This window comes from Novosphingobium sp. NPDC080210 (genome assembly GCF_050281025.1).
In the GTDB taxonomy this organism is placed as follows: domain Bacteria; phylum Pseudomonadota; class Alphaproteobacteria; order Sphingomonadales; family Sphingomonadaceae; genus Novosphingobium.
This window is the reverse complement of sequence record NZ_JBNNWL010000001.1, coordinates 395,910-413,260: the sequence shown is the minus strand read 5'-3', so window position 1 is coordinate 413,260 and position 17,351 is coordinate 395,910. Positions and strand designations below refer to the sequence as shown.

Here is a 17,351-nt window from a genome sequence, read left to right as displayed (position 1 = left end):
AGCGCGGCGCTGCACTGAAATCGCGCTGCAATCGAGCCGGAAAATTAATTGACGTTAGCGGCGGAACAACCTCCCCCGAAGGACGTTTAACGCCGCAACGATCTGATTGATCCGACCTGGATCTAACCCGGAAATACAGCGCCCAGCCATTGCGCGATTTGAACGAAAGCGCCGCACGAATGATGATCTTGGCGGGGAAACACGGCGCCCAATGCTGATCTACTGGATCCTGCTTGCCTTCCCGGCGACAATGGCCCTTGCCTATCCGGCGGCGATGGAGCGTTACCGCGCCTCTGCCGCGCAGGGGCTGGCCATCATCAGCTTCATCATCTTCTACACCATGCTTGCGGCGCTGCGTTTTGAAATTGGCGGCGACTGGGGCAACTACGAAGCCAAGTATCTCGACATCAAGACCGACAGCCTCGGCTATGCGCTGACCTCGACCGATCCGCTCTATGGCCTGCTGAACTGGCTGTCTGCGCTGGTGGGCGGAGGCGTCTATCTGGTCAATGGCTTCTGCGCCTTGCTCCTGATCTATGGCGTGGTCCGGGTCGCGCTGCGCTTTCGCGATCCCTGGCTGGCCATCACCATGGCGGTTCCATACCTGCTGATCGTGGTGGGCATGGGCTATGTTCGCCAAGGCGCGGCGATTGGTCTGATCCTGGTGGCCATCGCCTCGTTCGATCAGTCCCGCCCCTGGCGCACCTCGCTCTTCCTGGCGCTTGCCATGGGGTTTCACTCGACGGCCATCGTCGTCTTCCCGATGTTTGCCTATGCGCTTTCCACGCGGCACCGTGCACTGTCGGTGATCTTCACCGCCTTGGGCGCGGCGGCTTACATCTTCGTCCTCGCCCCCAGGCTGAGCGGCTTCGAAGCGGGCTATCTGGACGCCGACTACGATTCCGAAGGCGCTTTCGTCCGCGTTCTGATGAACGTCCTCGCCTCTGCCATGATCCTGCTGCGCTGGCGGTATTTCGCCCCCGGCAACAAGGCCAGATCGGTCTGGATCAGCATAGCCCTCGCCAACTTCGCTGCCTTTGCGATCCTGCTCGTGACCCCCTCGTCAACCGCAGTCGACCGGCTCGCCCTGTTCCTGGCCCCAATCCAGGTCGCCATGTTCGGAGAGTTCCGCAATCTTGTACCGCTGCCCGGCAAGTTCGCCGTGCTGCTCCGCCTGCTGCTGATTGCAGTGGCGGTGGCCGTCCAGGTCGTGTGGCTGATCTACGCCTCACACGCGGAATACTGGGTGCCCTATCAATCGGTACTCCAGTTCCTGTGAGCGGGAACCGCCCTTCAACCCGTTCGGTCATTGCGGTTTGCGCGAACCAGGCCTGGAACCTGGTCAACTTCCGTGCCGGCCTGATCGAAGCGCTGTTGGAACAGGGCTTCACCGTGGAGGCCATTGCTCCCGCCGATGCCGCCATGGAAGGCAGGCTGCGCGCCATGGGCTGCGGATTTACGCCATTATCGATCGACTCAGCCGGACTTTCGCCCACCCGCGATCTGGGCAGCTTTCTGGCAATCTGGCGCATCCTGAACAGACTGCGCCCGGCGGCATGGCTCAGTTGGACGATCAAGCCGAACGTCTATGGCTCGCTCGCAGCCGGGATGCTCGGAATTCCCGCCTTTCCCAACGTGTCCGGACTGGGCACCGCCTTTATCCGGCGCAATCTGCTGACATTGATCGCCACGCAGCTTTACCGCACCGGGTTTCGCCGTGCGCCTGCCGTGTTCTTCCAGAATACGGATGATCGCGACCTGTTCATCAAGGGACGGATGGTTCGCGCCACTCAGGCGAGGCTGCTCCCCGGCTCGGGCGTCGACCCGGACTATTGGTGCCCGCCGAATGACCAACGCGGCCAGCCGCGCCGGTTCCTCATGCTGGCACGGATCGTCGCGGACAAGGGCGTGCGCGAATATGTCGAAGCGGCGCGTGCCGTCCGCTCCCGCTGGGCCGACGCCCGGTTCATCCTGATAGGCGAAGTAGGCGCCGCCAACCGCACCGCCATTCCGCGCGAGGAAGTGCAGTCCTGGATCGCCGAGGGTATAATCGAGCATCGCGCGCCAGTCGCCGACGTCCGGCCCGACATTGCCGCAGCCGACGTGATCGTCCTGCCTTCCTACCGCGAGGGCCTTTCCCGCGTCCTGCTTGAGGCGGCCGCCATGTGCCGCCCGATCGTTACCACCGATGCACCGGGATGCCGGGACATCGTCAGCGATGGCCACAACGGGTTCTTGTGCAAGGTGCGCGATCCCGCCTCCCTGGCCGAGGCCATGGACCGGGCCGCTGCGCTAAGCGACGCGGAATGGAGCGTGATGGGCCAGGCCAGCCGCGCCCGCATCGTTTCCGGGTTTTCCCAGAACCGCGTTACCGCGCTCTACCTCCAGGCCCTGGCAGAGGCCGGTGTGCGTCCGGCCGCATGAGATGACCACCACAGCAAAATTTTTTGCTTCGCCCCGGAACCTGCCGGCTCCTGCTTCGTTAGGAAACCCAGATGTCTTTTAACAGCAGCTTGCGACCTATGCTTCGCACGGCCCTTCCTGTCTTATCCCTGTTGGCGCTGGGCGCGTGCGCCTCGCGTGGGGGAGACATCCCCTACGCCCCCGCCGACTTTGGCCCGCCGGAAAAGGCGGTCCCTTCGGACGCCGCCTACGACCTCCCGCTCGGTCCGCTCGACATGCTGAAGGTCAGCGTATTCCGCGTCCCCGAACTGAGCGGCGACTATCAGGTCGACGCGAAAGGCAATCTTGATCTGCCGCTGATCGGCCCGATCAGCGTCCGGGAAAAGACTCCCCAAAATCTCGCGCTGGAACTGGAGCGGCGGTACGGCGCGACCTACCTCAACAATCCGGACATCACCGTTCGCGTCACCAGCAGCAATCTGAACAGCGTGACCGTGGAAGGCGGCGTCAACGGACCTGGCATCTACACCCTGCCCGGCAAGACAACGCTGATCGGCGCCATAGCCCTGGCCCGGGGCATATCGATCAACGACGGCAACCCCCGCCGCGTCGTGATCTTCCGCAAGAGCGACGGGAAGACCATGGCCGCGGCCTTCGACCTGATCTCGATCCGGCGCGGCGAAATGGAAGATCCGGTGATCTATCCGGGCGATACCGTGGTGGTCGACAGCTCGACCCTGCGCCCGCTCTATCGCGATCTGCTCATGTCCATGCCGCTCATATCCCTGTTCACCAGGCTTTGATCTGTCCCGGCAATAGCCGAACGAAGGAAACTTTCCGCTATGCTATGGCAAGGCAATTCGCCCGCCGGTGGGCAACCACAGCCGGCTTCCGGTCCGGTCCCCCACCAGGAACAGGGGCTTGAGCTGAACGCGCTGCTGGCGGTCCTGACCGAACGCTGGAAGCTGATAGCAGCCCTGGCAGGTGGCGGGATGTTGCTGGGGATCGCCCTGGCTCTGCTGTCGCCGCCGGAATACCGTGCCAGCGCTCTCTTGCAGTTTGATCCGGCTACGACCGAAGTCCTGCAACCGGGCGACAACAATTCCGCGCCGCGCATCCGCGGGAGCAATCAGGAAGCCATCGCAACGCAGATCGGCCTGCTCCACAGCGACTCCCTCGCCCGTCAGGTCGCTCAGGATCTAAATCTGGTGGCCATGCCGGAATATGGCGGCGATGCCGGAACCTTGTCGCAACGCACCGAACGGGCCGCTGCCATCGTGCGCGAGAATACCGTGGCCGAACCGGTCAAGGGCAGCACCCTGATCCAGGTGAGCGCCATTTCGGGCGATCCCCTGCTAGCCGCCAAGATCGCCAATGCCATGGTCCAGGGACATATCTCGGCCAATATCGAGCGCCGCTTCGATGCGTCATCCTATGCCCGCAAGTTCCTTTCGGACCAGATCGCCCGGACCAAGAACGCGCTGGAAGAGTCCGAGCGCAACGTCAACAATTACGCCATCAGCGCCGGGATTTTCCGCGAACAGGGCAGCGATGTCGATGGCAAGAAGGTCGATGGCGCGTCCCTGCCCCTGTCTGACCTGACCAAGCTGAACGATGCGCTGAAGCAGGCCGAAATCAACCGGATCACTGCCGAGCAGCGCTATCGCAAGTCAGAGATCAACTTCGCCAGCGAAGCGGCCACCAGCATTGCCCCGCTGATCCAGAGCCGCACCGACCTTCAGGCGCAATATGACGAGAAACTGAAGGTCTACAAACCCGACTATCCGACCATGACCGAGTTGAAGGCCCGGATCGACCGGCTGGACGCTGCCATCCGGTCCGAACGCGGCCGCTCCACCTCCAACAAGCGCGCCGAGCTTTACGGCGAATTCCAGTCCGCCGTCCGGATCGAGGAAGAGCTGCGCCAGAAGGTGGCCGAAGCCAAGGGTGAGGTCGTGCTCGATCGGGGGCGTTCGATCCAGTACAACATCCTTCAGCGCGAAGCGGACACCAACCGCGCGCTTTATGACGCCTTGCTGCAACGCTACAAGGAAGTGGGCGTTGCAGGCGGCATCGGGCAAAGTGAAATCTCGCTTGTGGATGAGGCCAAAGCCCCGCGCGGCCCGTTCCGTCCGCGTCCGCTGCTCAACGCCCTGATCGGTCTGCTCGGCGGGCTGGCCCTCGGCGTTGCCCTCGCCCTCGCCCTGCACCTGCTGTTCGATACCATCGCGGAACCGCGCGACGTGCGTAACAAGCTGCACCTGCCGGTGCTGGGCGCCATCCCGATGGAGCCCGAAGGACGCGCGCCGATGGAGGCCCTGGCAGACCGCAAGTCGGAGCTTTCCGAAGCCTATCTCTCGGTCCGTACCGCGCTCAAGTTCGCGCGGCCAGAGGGCTTGCCCAAGAGCCTGCTGGTCAGTTCCACGCGCCCCGGCGAAGGCAAGTCGACCTCGGCCTATGCCATCGCGCTAAGCGTCGCCAAGCTAGGTAGCCGCGTGCTGCTGATCGATGCTGATCTGCGCAAGCCAACCTTCGCATCCGACCGCCCGGACGGTCGCGGCCTGGCTTCCCTGCTGAACAATGAAGACCCGATTTCGGGCCTGATCGAGCGGACCCGCACTGATAATCTCAGCCTGCTGCCCGTCGGCCGGTTTTCCGGTTCGGCGGCCGATCTGCTCAGCTCCAATCGCTTGCCGGTGCTGATCCGCGAAGCTTCCACCATGTACGACATGGTGGTGATCGATGGGCCGCCAGTGCTGGGCCTGGCCGATGCGCCGCTCCTCGCCTCGGTCGCGGAATCGACCGTCCTCGTGGTCGAAAGCCGCCTTTCGCGCACCGGCGACGTGCAGGAAATGGTCCGCCGCCTGACCGATGCCGGCGCCAATCTGGCCGGGGTGATCCTGACCAAGATTGCCCTGAAGCGTAGCCGTTACGGCTATGGCTATGGTTATGGCTACGGCTACTACGCCTACGATCAGGGCGAGCAGACCAGCGAAGAGGAAGCCGCGCGCCGCATTGAAGTTGGCAGGGCCTAAGAACCCAAGTGCGCAAAGGCCTCACCATCTCGCTGCCCAAAGACCTGCCGCGCCTCGGCCTGGCCATCGGCATGTTCGCGGCGATCAGCATAGCCGTCCTGATTGCCGGATCGGCCCGCGTCACCCAGACGCCCACAACCGGGGGCAACGCCGGGCTAGAGGCAATTGCGCCCGGCGCATTGGGCCGCATCCGCTTTGAACTGGCGCAAGTCGGCTCAAAGCAAGTGGAACTGGACCCGGCGCTCGCCCATCGCACCCTCTCGGGCCTGCCCCTCGCCAGCGATCCCTTCACCGCACTTGCCGCCACCGACATGGCCAGGAACCCCAAGGGCAGCGCGCGGGATGCGGCCTTGCTGAAAGAGGCTATCCGGCGCGATCCGCGTTCCCGCACCGCCAGAATCCTGTTGCTGCGCCACATGGCGGCAACGGGCGATCTGGAAGGCGCATTCGATCAATTGGCCGTGTTCAGCAGGCTTAGCCCGGGTCTTGTCGCGCGGGTCATGGAAGCCATCACTGGCCGGATCGACACTCCCGAAAAAGTCGACGAGGCGCTCGCCGCCATCGACCCGCACAGATCGCTCTACGGCCCGTTTGTGGAGCGCATGGCAAGCAAGCGCAAACCGCCCGAAGTGGTCCGCCGCCTGGCCGAAGGTTTGCCCACTGGCATCAAGGCGGACTCCGATATCCGCACCACGATCATCAAGCAGCTTGTCCAGGTGGGCGAATATGCGACGGCCCGGAACATCTGGCAGAAAGGCAATGCCGCCGGAGCCAGCGGGCTGATCCATTCCCCTGACTTTTCCGACGCGAAGGCGCCGCCACCGTTCAACTGGGAACTGGCGGTCAACTCCACCGGCGCTGCGGAACGCGACCGTTCGGGCGGCCTCAGCGTCGTCTATTACGACCGCAATCCTGGTGCGCTGGCAGAGCAGCTTCTGACCCTGACACCGGGCGCCTACCGCGCCGTGGCGGATTTCGAAGTGCTCGCCGGGACGGCAGACAACGTACACCTGAAAATCGCCTGCAACGACAGCGCCGCCACCCTGGCCGAGGCCGCTTTCGTCGCGCGCAAGCCGGGGGTTAACCGCCTTGCCGTCAACTTCATCGTGCCGCTTTCCAGCTGCGCCGGACAAAGGATCAGCATTCTGGGCACTGCAAGCGAGGAGCGCGGCGAGACGCAATTGCAAATCAGGCGGATCGACCTGGTCGCAGCCGGAGGCGGGCAATGAATCTCTCCCTGGGGCAAGGCGCGATCCTGACATACCTCGCGGCGGTCTTGCTGCTGGGCGGGGCGAGCGCGGCAGGTTTCGGAGCGAACGGACTTCTGGAGATTGCCGGGGCCGGATTGATGGCCTGGATCTGGTGGAAAAGACCGGGAACCGCAGCCACGCGGACCGGGCTGCGCCTGTTCCTCGCGGCTCTTGCACTGATAGCGGCAATACAGTTCCTGCCCTTGCCGCCGGCACTCTGGACCCTGATGCCGGGCCGGGCCGCGATTGCCAGCGGCTTCGAACTGGCGCGGATGCCACTCCCCTGGCTGACCCTGTCCCTCGATCCCTGGAGCACCCTGCAAAGCCTGGTCTGGTGGATTCCGGCACTGGCGCTGTTCATGGCCATGCGGTCCAGCCATGCACCGTCCACCCGCCACGCCGTCTGGGTGATCGGCGCCGTGGCCTATGCGTCAGTCCTCATGGCCGGTTTGCAGGTCTATCAGAACACCGGATACGTCTACACGGTGACGAACCGGGGCAACGGGGTCGGCGCGTTTTCGAACAGCAATCACTTCGGCACGTTCATGCTGATGGCGATCGCCCTGATCGCGGCGCAATGGTTGCATGACAGCCGGGACAATTGGGCTGACAAAAAGGCCCTTGCGCGCCCGCTTCAATTGTCCGCCCTGCTCGCTCCGCTGGTGATCGGCGTATTCCTGAGCAATTCGCTCGCTTGCATTCTGTTGCTGATCCCGATGATTTGCGGCGTCTATCTGCTTGCCCGGCCCGAACTGACGCTCAGGTGGCCTTGGCTGCTGGCTGGCGGATTGTTGTTCTCCGTCGGCCTGGCGTGGCTGCTGGCGTCCGGCCTGGTGGCCAATGACCTGATGAACACGTCCGCCACCGCAGGGATCAGCCGCGGCGAGTTTCTGCGCAACGGTCTGCGGATTCTGGCGGACTTCGCCCCATTCGGCTCGGGGCTGGGGACCTTCCGCGAACTCTATCCGTGGTATGAGGATCACGCCCAGGTCGGCACCACCTATGCCAACCACGCCCACAACGACCTGCTGGAACTGCTGATCGAGAAGGGGGTCTTCGGGCTTGTTCTGGTGCTGCTCTTCGCGCGCTGGTTCGCCTCCACGGCCTGGAACCTGTGGCACGGATTTCGCCGCGAACACCGCGTCGCCCTGGGATCGACCCTGGCGATAGCTGCGGTCATGGCGCACAGCCTGGTCGATTACCCGCTGCGGACGGCAGCCATCAGCAGCCTGATCGCCCTGTGCTGCGTGGTGGCACGAAGGCCGGCCGAAGTGCCTGGCGCAAAGCCGCACCGGGCGGCCGAGACGGGTGCGGGCAAACGCGAAGAGATGCTCCAGATCTGATTGCGGCAGCGCCCTTGGCGTCTCGATCCGGCGCCGCGCAGCCATTTCACCAAGACGCAAAAAAGCCAGAGCATCGCTGCTCTGGCTTTCTGTATTACCGGCCCAGCGCACCGAAATGCGCCGATACAGCCGCTGTTCATTACGGACTGGCAGGATCGTCCAGTGCGAGGATCAGACCAATCACGGCGGCAGCGCCCAACAGGACGAACAGCAGCCAGCCACCGCCATCTTCGCCGAACAGCTGTTCGGACTGGCCAACCGGCGCGGCTTCGCGAACCGGCGCAGGCTTTGCGTTACCCGCAGCCATGACCGGGGTGGCGGTGAGGGCGAATGCCGCTGTGGCGGCCATCAATTTCTTCGTCAACGTCATCTGCCGAGGCTCCTGATCGGGTAGGTATTGCTACGCGATTGTAACAGCGGCAGCTATACAATGCAATTTACAGAAAGCACTCTAGAGCCAATTTTTTTAAGCAATGGCAAATATCTACATAACCAGCCGCAGCGCAATCAAGTAAACATGGATCAATATTTATGATGAGGCCTACACGATGAGTGGTGCGAGAACGGGGGTGAATTGTTATCCGCGCGGGAACCGTAATGCGGCGGCGTGATCGGGCAGTGGCCATGGTGATGGGTGCCGCTCTGGCCCTCGCCCCCTGCACCGTGGCCGCACGCGAAAACACGCTCCAGCGCTTGGGCGATTCGGACCTCCGAGTCGCGACGGTCGGCTACCGGCTGCTCACGCGCAATCATGCGCTATGCCCAAAGCGAGGGAGTGCGACCGGCCTCGTGCTCCACTCGCTCCGACAGTATGGCAGCGCGGTGCGCGACGATGCCCTGCGCGAGTGGAAATTTCCCAGTCCCGTATCCGTGGAAGCCATTGTCCCCGGCAGCCCCGCCCAAGCGGCAGGTCTGCGTCCAGGCGATGGCATCGAGGCAGTCAATGACCGTCGATTTTCTCCGGGGAACGAAGATAAGGCCAACGCAACAAGCCAACGAGATCAACTGGAGCAATACTTATCTGGCTTGGATAATACATCATTAATCAAAATCTATATTAATCGAGATGGCAAATCCATTACATCGGACCTGAAACCAAGCCCGGCGTGCAGCAGCCGCATCGAGGTGGTTGCAGGCGACGCGGTCAAGGCTCGGTCGGATGGCAAGACGATCCAGATCGGGCAGGCATTCGCTGAGCCGCTGGACGATGCAGAACTGGCCTTTGTCCTTGCTCACGAACTTGCCCACACCATTCGTGGACACCGCGAAACCCTGGCATCGCTGGAATCCGCAGGGACGCGGGCGGCAAAGCGAAAGCGCCAGTCCCTCGCCCGCCAATTCGAGGACGAGGCTGACCTTCTTGCCCTGCACTTGCTGCAAAACGCTGGCTGGGATCCCGGCACTGCCCCGCGCTTCATGCGCACCAGGGGGCGAGAATTCGATTTGCTGCTCCCTGGCGGCACACACCGCCGGGCCGCCGAGCGGGCGAAGCGCATGGAAGAGGCAATCGCACGGACGCCAATGCGCCTGACCGCCCCCCTACCTGCCGAATTCTGAACGTGAAGGGATGGTAGCGGAGGAGGGATCCACCGAGCATCATAATTGTTTGTTTTATCGACAATTTCCTTCAGGAATACCCCCAGATACCCCCAACACTACCCCCGAACTGGGACTTATCGACAGATTGATTTTTCATCTGGCGGTGGATTTCCGACCTATGCGCTGAAGACCGCATCGATCAGGCAAACACGGCTCTCAGCAAGTTGAAAAGGCTTGTCACGAGTAGGACTACCCCAACCAAGCCGAGCAACAATTTTGCAGACACTCGCTTGACGAGCATCGCACCGACCGGTGCGGCAAGCAAGCCACCGATGATCAGGCCGACAGCGGCCTTGGTAAAGGCGTCGGCTCCAAGGGCGAACAAGAACGTCGCTGAAATCGTCAGGGTGAGGACGAATTCGGAGGCATTGACTGTACCGATCGTGCGGCGCGGCTCGCTGCCCTGGACGAGCAGGTTTGAGGTCACTACCGGCCCCCAGCCACCCCCACCTGCTGCATCAAGAAATCCGCCCACCAGCCCAAGCGGCGCGATATAACGGGGGGCCTTATGGACATGATGGTGGCTCATCTCCCAAGCCCGCCAGATCAGGTAAATTCCGATCCCTGCCAGATACGCCATAACAAAAGGCCGAGCGACAGCAGCGTCGATGCTCGACAGCAGGTAGGCCCCGCAAACCCCACCGACTACACCCGGGACAACAAGCCGACCGAACAGGCGCCAGTCGACGTTGCCATGAGCGATGTGGCTGATCCCCGATGCTGCGGTGGTGAAGCACTCGACGATATGGACGCTGGCTGATGCCCGTGCAGGAGCCACACCCAGTACGGAAATCAGGAGCGTGTTGGTGATGACGCCAAACGCCATGCCAAGAGCCCCATCGATCAATTGTGCCAGGAACCCGACGGCCACGAATGGCAGGATGCTCTCGACAAGTTGGATGTCCATGGCTCCGCGCTAACCCTCTTCCTGCGAATAGGCGGACACATTATCCCCCAGATAGGCATTGTTCCGCTCGCGGATCATCGCCGCTGCATCGTCATACAGGAAAGGCAGGAACGCATAGCGCCGTCCACGGGTGACTGGCTTCGCCTCGTGAAGCAGCGAACACGAGAAGACGACGGCACCGCCGGTTGGTGGGCGATACAGCCTCGGACCAAACTCGGGAAAGCACAGATCGCCGCCGTCGAAGTCGTCAGCATTGAGGTTGATGGAAACTGCAAAGCGGCGGTGCGCGGTGCCCTTCGTCGTATTGTCACGGTGCGGCCGGAAATGTCCTCCGACCGCGCTGTCGTAACAAGCAACGATATACCGCTCCATACGGGTGGCCCGGAACTGAAACGCATGCTCGATCATCGGCACAAGGCGATTATGTATGCGCACCATCAAAGCGCGTCGCAGATCCTCGTCTTCGATCTGCATGTCAGCGCGACGCTTGTGTGAGGGATCGACCAGCCCGACGGTTTTGCCCTCGACTTCGCGCATGAACCCGGATTCTTCGCCTCCGTTCACCTCGTAAAGGGCAATTAGATGTTGGCAGAGCTCTGGTTCCAGAACACTCGGAGCGATCAGGACCGGAGCACTTGCATTCTCAGCCGCAGTTTTTGTCAAAGCCGCAAAGCAGGCGAAGGCCTGCTCGGCTTCGGCGAGGTTAAACCGTCCTGCGACCCGCAATTGCCGGTCCACCACAAGCCAGAATGGTGTGTAGGCGTCGCCTTCGCTGGCTCCGAACAGACGCGACACGGCTCGATCATAGTCCAGGAAGAAGCGCAGGCCTGGAATTCGCTGGGCAATCCGCCCCTGGATTTCGTCGGATGGATCGATAGTGACCCCGAAGAAGCAGCCGCGCACGTCGTCGAACAAAGCCCTGTTCGCAGAAACCCGCGCCAGGGCAGAGGCACAGGCAGGTTGGGCCGCTGATCCGAAAAATAGCAAAAGCATAGGCCGACCGGCTGCCGTATCGAGCGCATAGGCTGGATTGCCCGAAAGCGCCTTTGCCCTGAACCATGGCACCGGCTCGCCCCACGATGGCGACATGGCCCCGCCGGTCACGGCAGCAACGGCCCCCAGGCCGGGTCGGAAGCATCGCCGGGCGTTGACAAGCGCCGTTCGTTACGACCGGTTAGGTCGACCTGCCAGATGCTGGCTTTGCCCGAGCCCCGCTCGGTGCGGAAGAACTGAATGATACGCCCATTGGGCGACCAGCTCGGTGCCTCGTCCTGCCAACTATCTGTAAGGTAACGGAGCTCTCCCCCGCCCGGACTCATGACAGCAATTCGAAAATTTCCGGCGATATGGGTGAAGGCGATCTGATCGCCACGCGGGCTCCACTCAGGCGTCGCAGCGCGGCCACCGAAGAAGCTGATCCGCTGCTGGTTGGTGCCGTCGGCGTTCATCACGTATATCTGCTGACTGCCGGAGCGATCGCTTTCGAAGACGATTTTTGACCCGTCAGGCGAGAAGCTGCCGCCGATATCGATCCCTGGCGTGTCGGTCAGTCGCTGACTGGTGCCGCCACTCGCGGGGACTCTGTAGATGTCCGTGTTGCCGCCGGTCGCCATCGAATAGAGGATCCACTTCCCGTCAGGCGACCAGCGGGGGGCAAAGGTTGGTCCCAGCGTTTGTGTGACCAGGCGCTGCGAGTTCGTCGTCAGATCATAGACGTAGATGCGCGGCTTGCCGTCGAGATAGGACAAGTAGAGGATTGATTTGTAGTCCGGAGAAAATCGCGGCGTGAGCGCGGTCGCCTGCCCGGTGGTGAGGAAGCGGTGATTGGCCCCATCCGAATCCATGAGGGCGAGCCGCTTCATCCGCCGGTCCTTGGGGCCGGATTCGGCAATGTAGGCTATGCGGCTATCGAAGAACGGGCTTTCGCCTGAGAGGCGTGCATAGATCATGTCCGCGCACTTATGCGCCGCGCGGCGCCACTCGCCCGGAGCAACCGTCCAGCCTGCCTTCTCGAGCTGCTGTTTCAGTGCAACGTCGTAGAGGTAGCAGCCAACGGTCAGCTGTCCGTCGGCATTCAGGCGCACATATCCTTGAACAAGCATTTCCGCGCTGCGTCCTGACCAGATTGCGAACTCTGGTGCCTGGACGTGCTCGAATGCCGGTCTGGGCAGGCTTTCGGGACCCACTGGCTTGAACAGGCCATTGTTCCTGAGGTCAGCGGTGATGATCTGGGCGAGTGCCTGTCCGAGCGAAGCGGTGGAGCCAGCGCTTGTCGGGGTCGGCACATCGGCATTGGTTGCGAAAGCCGGGATCGCAATGCCCAGATCCTGCCACTCGCTGTCATCTGAAACCGCGCCCGACAGGCCGCCCTCTTCTACCGGCGGCGTGGCGGCCTGCTGCGCCTGAACAGGAGCAGCGGCCAGCAAAGCGAGAGCGAAAAGGGTGCGAAACGTCATTGTGACAACTTTCTGTCAAATCGGAACGAGGCGACGCGCTTCCACGCATCATAATATTCGGCGGGCAGATTGAATGGTGCCGCTAGCTGAACCGCGCGGATGGCCTGCTCGACATGTCGTGCAGCCTGGGCGCGGTTGGCATCGGTTACGCCCTCCTGGCGAACGACTTGCGGTGCGCCTGCCAGGCTGCCGTCGCGATTGAGGGACCAGGACAGGATCGTCACCAGCTTCTCGGCATCCGCTCCTTGCGGTACGGTCCAGTGCGGCTTGAGCTGACGCGAGATCGAACCCGCGAGGGCCGATTGCACTGCCGGTCCGATTGCTGCGGCAGTCGGTGTCGCAGCGCTTCCGCTGTTTTGGGCGCCGGAGACACCTTTGAGAAAATCCTCGCCGAGTCGGCTGCCCCCGGGCGTCGCGGGGGGACGCACCGTCTGGCTGCCTGAGCGCGGGGCAGGCACGCCTTTGAGGAAATCGTTGCCGATCCGGCTTGCCGGTGCCGCCGGACGTGCCGGGGCGGGTGCTGGAGCAGGTGCCGGCCGAACGGTGGGAGCCGGCGCGGGGCGTGGCGCTGGGGTCGGTACCGGTTTGGGGCGAGGTACCGGTGTAGCTCTTGGCGTTGGTGCCATGGGTGCGGGAGTGGCTGGGCGCGGGGCTGGCTGCGAAGCGACACGGGGCGCTGGATCTGGCTTCGCCACCGGACTTGCAGTCGGCTTGGGCAAAGGTTGTGGCTTCGGGTTCGGCTCCACCTTTACGATGGGTGAAGGTTTCGCGGGGACCGGTTCAGGCACGCTTTTGGCCGCGATGTCAGGGATTGCCTTCGGCGCGGTTGTGACGGGTGGTGCCGGCTCGCCCAGTTGCGGCGCAATGTCCGGCGCAGCCTCAGCAGCCGGGTCCGGCGAAGTCGAAGTCAGACCCACCGATTGCGTCAGTGTCACGGTCATCCGCTCGGGCGGCGGCGGCAGAGCCACTGAGACCGGCTTCCAGGCCAGCCATGCAAGCAGCAAGGCGTGCAGCCCGGCCGCCACGGCGAGCCCGATGCGCTCGTCACTCGGCACTGGAGGCATGGACCGGGCAGCAAGGCTGTTCACTGCGCCTGCTTCTCCCGAGCGCGCGGGCGGGCTTCTCCCGAGGCGAGCGTGATTAGCGAGATCGAATTGAACCCCGCCTGGTTGAGCTCGCCCATGACTTCCATGATCCGCCCGTAATCGAGCGAACGGTCAGCCCGCAGGGTGATCAGCGGCGGTTCTCCAGCCTCGGTTCTGGGCAAGGCGGCAAGGCGGTCGGACAGTTCACCGGGAGCCACTTCCACGTCGTCGAGATAGACCCGGCCATCGCGCGCCATGCTCAGCGTCACCTGATCCTTCTCATCGCCAAGCGTCTTGGCCTTGCTCTCAGGCAGGTTCACCGGAACTCCGGCCTTGAGTAGTGGCGCGGTGACCATGAAGATGATCAACAGTACCAGCATCACGTCAACGAGCGGGGTCACGTTGATTTCGGACATTGGGCTACGCCCGCCGAAGCCACTCCGACCCCGGCCCGAGCCGCCAGAAAGATTGACCGCCATCAGAGCGCGTCCAGTTCACGGCTGAGGTTTCCGCGCAGGTAACGGGCGAAGCGCACAAGACGGGCCTCGAAGCGGTTCACGCCGTGGCCGAAGCGGTTATAGGCAATGACGGCAGGAATGGCTGCAAACAGCCCGATTGCCGTTGCCAGCAAGGCTTCAGCGATGCCGGGAGCGACGACCGAGAGCGAAGTATTCTGGGACGCAGCGATCGAAGTGAAGCTGCGCATGATCCCCCAGACCGTGCCGAACAGGCCGACAAACGGGGCGATCGAGCCAATCGTCGCAAGGTAATTCAGTCGTTCCGATAAGCGGTCGACCTCGCCTTCGATCGCACCTTCGAGAACGTCGGCTATTCTCTCGCGCGCAGCGTCCTTATCGAGGCTCGCCTTGGCGCGGACCGATTTGGTCCATTCGGTCATCGCCGCCTTGAACAAGGCAGCGGCAGGCGATGAGTCACGACCGAGATGCTTCGTGCTCTCGCTCGTGATTCCGGCTTCCTTGATCTCCGCTTCGAACTGGTCGCTCGCCGCATGGGCCCTGCGGTTTTTCAGGATCTGCGCAACGATGATCGCCCAGGTCCAGATGCTGGCGGCCATAAGGCCGAGCATGATCACTTTGACGACAATGTCCGCCTGCATGAACAGCGTGATCGGAGAGAAGTCGGTAACGGCAGGAACGGCATCGGTGGGCATGGGCAGGATTGACCTTGGATCAATGGGAAGGAGCGGACGGGTGCGAAAAACGCAGGACCAGAAAACCGGCGAACGCGGAGACGAGTGAGCCTGCAAGAATTCCAATCTTGGTGGCATCGCCGAAGGCAGACCCCTCGCCGAACGCAAGAAGTCCGATGAACAGGCTCATCGTGAAACCGATGCCGCACAGACAAGCGAGGCCGAAGACCTGCGGCCAACTCGCGCCGCGCGGGCGCCGCGCCCAGCCAATCGCGCAAGCAATCCGGATTGCCCCGAAGATGCCGAGCAGCTTGCCCAGGACGAGCGCAATGCCGATGCCGAGTGCGACGTCGCCGGTCTCGCCCTCGAGGGCTACCCCAGCAAGGGAAACACCAGCGTTGGCGAAGCCGAACAGCGGAATGATCAACCAGGCCACCCAAGGATGAAGGCCATGCTCCAGCTTATGGAGCAACGAAGGCTCATCGGCGGCCTTTGGCGACAATGACTTTATCGGGATAACAAGCGCGACCAGAACGCCCGCCACCGTAGCGTGGACACCGGATGCATGGACACCCGACCAGACCGCCACGCCCAGAAGCAGGCGTACGAGTAACGACGAAATCCGCAACGAGTTGAGTAGCAGCATGATCGCCAGCACGGCAAACGCGCCGAACAGGGGGACGAGATCGATTGTTCCGCTATAAAAGAGGGCGATGATCAGGACCGCGATCAGATCGTCGATGACGGCGATCGCCGTCAGTAGTATCTTGAGTGATGCTGGTGCGCGGCTACCGACTATGGCAAGGATTGCGAGTGCAAAGGCGATGTCGGTCGCCGTCGGAATGGCCCAACCGGCATGCGCCGCCGGGTTGTTCCGGTTGAAAAGGATGTAGATCAGGGCTGGGAAAATGACGCCACAAATTGCGGCGACGCCCGGTAGCCGCCGCTCCTGCCAACTCGACAGTTCACCTTCCAGCAGTTCGCGCTTCACCTCGAGGCCGACGAGCAGGAAGAAGAGTGCCATCAACGCATCGTTGATCCAGTGCCCGACGCTGAGTGGGCCAAGCTTGTGATGGATGAGGCCGAAATAGCCCGTTGCCAGCGGACTGTTCGCGAGGATCATGGCCGCAGCTGCGGCAGCAATGAGGACAATGCCGCCCGCAGCCTCGGTCGCAAAGAACGCACGCGCTGCCTGGACGGGACCGGTAAGCAGGCGCTGCTTCATGGTTAACTTCCCGATTAATCTGCTTGCGGCGGCAAGCTGTCGCTAATTCCGCAAGGACACGTAAATGCCCATGGCAATGCTGAAGATCAGCAAGACCACCATGGTGATGATGATCGGCATGGCCGGTCGCCTGGTATGCCGATCATATTCGCGAAGAGCGCGGCTGTGTTCAGGGTCCTGCGTCAGGGCCATGAACTGCGTGCCGCTTACCTCGTCAAACAACTCCTCCAGTTCGTTACATTCGGCGCTGGTGAGCGCGCCTTCCTTGCGCAGAATTTCTCGTGCTCTGAGGAAGGCGCGCTCGGTGCTGCTGTTCATCGCCAAGGCCATGCGCAGCCTGACGATCTCAGCGGATCACCATCGTGACCGCACGGCGATTCTGTGCCCAGGACTGCTCGTCTGAACCCAGCGCTTCGGGGCGCTCCTTGCCATAGGATACCACCGACATCCGGCCCGGTGCCACGCCAAGCGAGGCCAGGAAGTTCTTGGCCGCATTGGCCCGGCGCTCGCCAAGCGCGAGGTTGTATTCGCGCGTGCCGCGCTCGTCGCAGTGGCCTTCGATCGTGACGTTGACATTCGGGTACTGCGCCAACCAGGCAGCCTGACGAGTCAAGGTCGCGCGATCAGTGTCATCCAGCCCGTAGGAATCGAGGTCGAAGAATACCCGGTCGCTGCCCGCGGAACGGCGCAGGTCGGTCTGGCTGCCCGGGCCGATGTAGTTGCCGTTGGCGTCGTAGTTGGGATCGTTGGCCGTGCTTGAAACCTCGCCGCCTGGAGCGGGCGGCAGCGTGGCAGGCGTGCGCTTCTGCCCGCAGGCAGAAAGGGCAAGGGCGCCGGCGGCAACAAGTGTAATGGCAAGCGTGCGGTTCATGGGGCTGGATCTCCTGTCCGTGAATTG

At 62.8% G+C, this 17,351-nt stretch carries 17 protein-coding genes; 7 read left to right on the top strand and 10 right to left on the bottom strand.

Translation table 11 applies throughout. The annotated features are described in order from the left end of the window. The first annotated feature begins 211 nt into the window (after window positions 1–211). From ACQKOE_RS02010 to ACQKOE_RS01985, 6 genes are all read left to right on the top strand, one after another. Window positions 212–1,279, top strand: a complete 1,068-nt coding sequence (locus ACQKOE_RS02010) for an EpsG family protein (protein ID WP_427511325.1) — start codon at window positions 212–214, stop codon at window positions 1,277–1,279. Further along, window positions 1,276–2,424: a glycosyltransferase family 4 protein gene (locus tag ACQKOE_RS02005; RefSeq protein WP_427511324.1), complete on the top strand. Its 1,149-nt coding sequence runs from the start codon at window positions 1,276–1,278 to the stop codon at window positions 2,422–2,424. Before ACQKOE_RS02010 ends, ACQKOE_RS02005 begins: the two co-directional genes overlap by 4 nt. 131 nt (window positions 2,425–2,555) lie before the next feature. Then, entirely contained in the window at window positions 2,556–3,206 is a 651-nt protein-coding gene (locus ACQKOE_RS02000; RefSeq protein WP_427511323.1) for a polysaccharide biosynthesis/export family protein, read from the top strand. A 39-nt stretch (window positions 3,207–3,245) separates the two neighbouring features. Further along, window positions 3,246–5,438, top strand: a complete 2,193-nt coding sequence (locus ACQKOE_RS01995; RefSeq protein WP_427511322.1) for a GumC family protein — start codon at window positions 3,246–3,248, stop codon at window positions 5,436–5,438. An 8-nt stretch (window positions 5,439–5,446) separates the two neighbouring features. Next, window positions 5,447–6,667 carry a hypothetical protein gene (locus ACQKOE_RS01990; protein WP_427511321.1) on the top strand — a complete coding sequence of 407 codons (1,221 nt, stop codon included), beginning with the start codon at window positions 5,447–5,449 and terminating at the stop codon, window positions 6,665–6,667. Then, window positions 6,664–8,031 (top strand): O-antigen ligase family protein, encoded by a 1,368-nt coding sequence (locus ACQKOE_RS01985; protein WP_427511320.1) that lies wholly within the window; start codon window positions 6,664–6,666, stop codon window positions 8,029–8,031. The genes ACQKOE_RS01990 and ACQKOE_RS01985 overlap by 4 nt, the downstream gene beginning before the upstream one ends. Window positions 8,032–8,170: 139 nt before the next feature. On the opposite strand, the gene ACQKOE_RS01980 is transcribed toward ACQKOE_RS01985, so the two are convergent. Then, window positions 8,171–8,401, bottom strand: a complete 231-nt coding sequence (locus tag ACQKOE_RS01980; protein WP_427511319.1) for a hypothetical protein — start codon at window positions 8,399–8,401, stop codon at window positions 8,171–8,173. Window positions 8,402–8,694: 293 nt separating this feature from the next. On the opposite strand from ACQKOE_RS01980, the gene ACQKOE_RS01975 reads away from it, so the two are divergent. Beyond that, window positions 8,695–9,588 carry a M48 family metalloprotease gene (locus ACQKOE_RS01975; RefSeq protein ID WP_427511318.1) on the top strand — a complete coding sequence of 298 codons (894 nt, stop codon included), beginning with the start codon at window positions 8,695–8,697 and terminating at the stop codon, window positions 9,586–9,588. 181 nt (window positions 9,589–9,769) lie between these two features. Here ACQKOE_RS01975 and ACQKOE_RS01970 read toward each other — a convergent pair whose 3' ends face one another. From ACQKOE_RS01970 to pal, 9 genes are all read right to left on the bottom strand, one after another. Continuing rightward, a complete protein-coding gene (locus ACQKOE_RS01970; protein ID WP_427511317.1) occupies window positions 9,770–10,537 on the bottom strand; it encodes a sulfite exporter TauE/SafE family protein in 768 nt (255 codons plus the stop codon). A 9-nt stretch (window positions 10,538–10,546) separates the two neighbouring features. Next, the gene (locus ACQKOE_RS01965; protein WP_427511316.1) at window positions 10,547–11,641 is read right to left on the bottom strand and encodes a 2OG-Fe(II) oxygenase; all 1,095 of its coding nucleotides are present in this window, start codon (window positions 11,639–11,641) and stop codon (window positions 10,547–10,549) included. Continuing rightward, a complete protein-coding gene (tolB, locus tag ACQKOE_RS01960) occupies window positions 11,638–12,993 on the bottom strand; it encodes a Tol-Pal system beta propeller repeat protein TolB (RefSeq protein ID WP_427511315.1) in 1,356 nt (451 codons plus the stop codon). The genes ACQKOE_RS01965 and tolB overlap by 4 nt, the downstream gene beginning before the upstream one ends. Next, window positions 12,990–13,301, bottom strand: coding sequence for a hypothetical protein (locus ACQKOE_RS01955; protein ID WP_427511314.1), 312 nt, complete (start codon window positions 13,299–13,301; stop codon window positions 12,990–12,992). Before ACQKOE_RS01955 ends, tolB begins: the two co-directional genes overlap by 4 nt. A 776-nt stretch (window positions 13,302–14,077) precedes the next feature. Then, window positions 14,078–14,557 (bottom strand): ExbD/TolR family protein, encoded by a 480-nt coding sequence (locus ACQKOE_RS01950; RefSeq protein WP_427511313.1) that lies wholly within the window; start codon window positions 14,555–14,557, stop codon window positions 14,078–14,080. After that, window positions 14,557–15,249 (bottom strand): protein TolQ, encoded by a 693-nt coding sequence (gene tolQ, locus ACQKOE_RS01945; RefSeq protein ID WP_427511312.1) that lies wholly within the window; start codon window positions 15,247–15,249, stop codon window positions 14,557–14,559. Before tolQ ends, ACQKOE_RS01950 begins: the two co-directional genes overlap by 1 nt. A 19-nt stretch (window positions 15,250–15,268) precedes the next feature. Then, entirely contained in the window at window positions 15,269–16,453 is a 1,185-nt protein-coding gene (gene nhaA, locus ACQKOE_RS01940) for a Na+/H+ antiporter NhaA (RefSeq protein WP_427511311.1), read from the bottom strand. Window positions 16,454–16,495: 42 nt separating this feature from the next. Next, entirely contained in the window at window positions 16,496–16,771 is a 276-nt protein-coding gene (locus ACQKOE_RS01935; protein WP_427511310.1) for a hypothetical protein, read from the bottom strand. A gap of 28 nt (window positions 16,772–16,799) precedes the next feature. Further along, the gene (pal, locus tag ACQKOE_RS01930) at window positions 16,800–17,324 is read right to left on the bottom strand and encodes a peptidoglycan-associated lipoprotein Pal (RefSeq protein WP_427511309.1); all 525 of its coding nucleotides are present in this window, start codon (window positions 17,322–17,324) and stop codon (window positions 16,800–16,802) included. Between the last annotated feature and the right edge of the window lie 27 nt (window positions 17,325–17,351).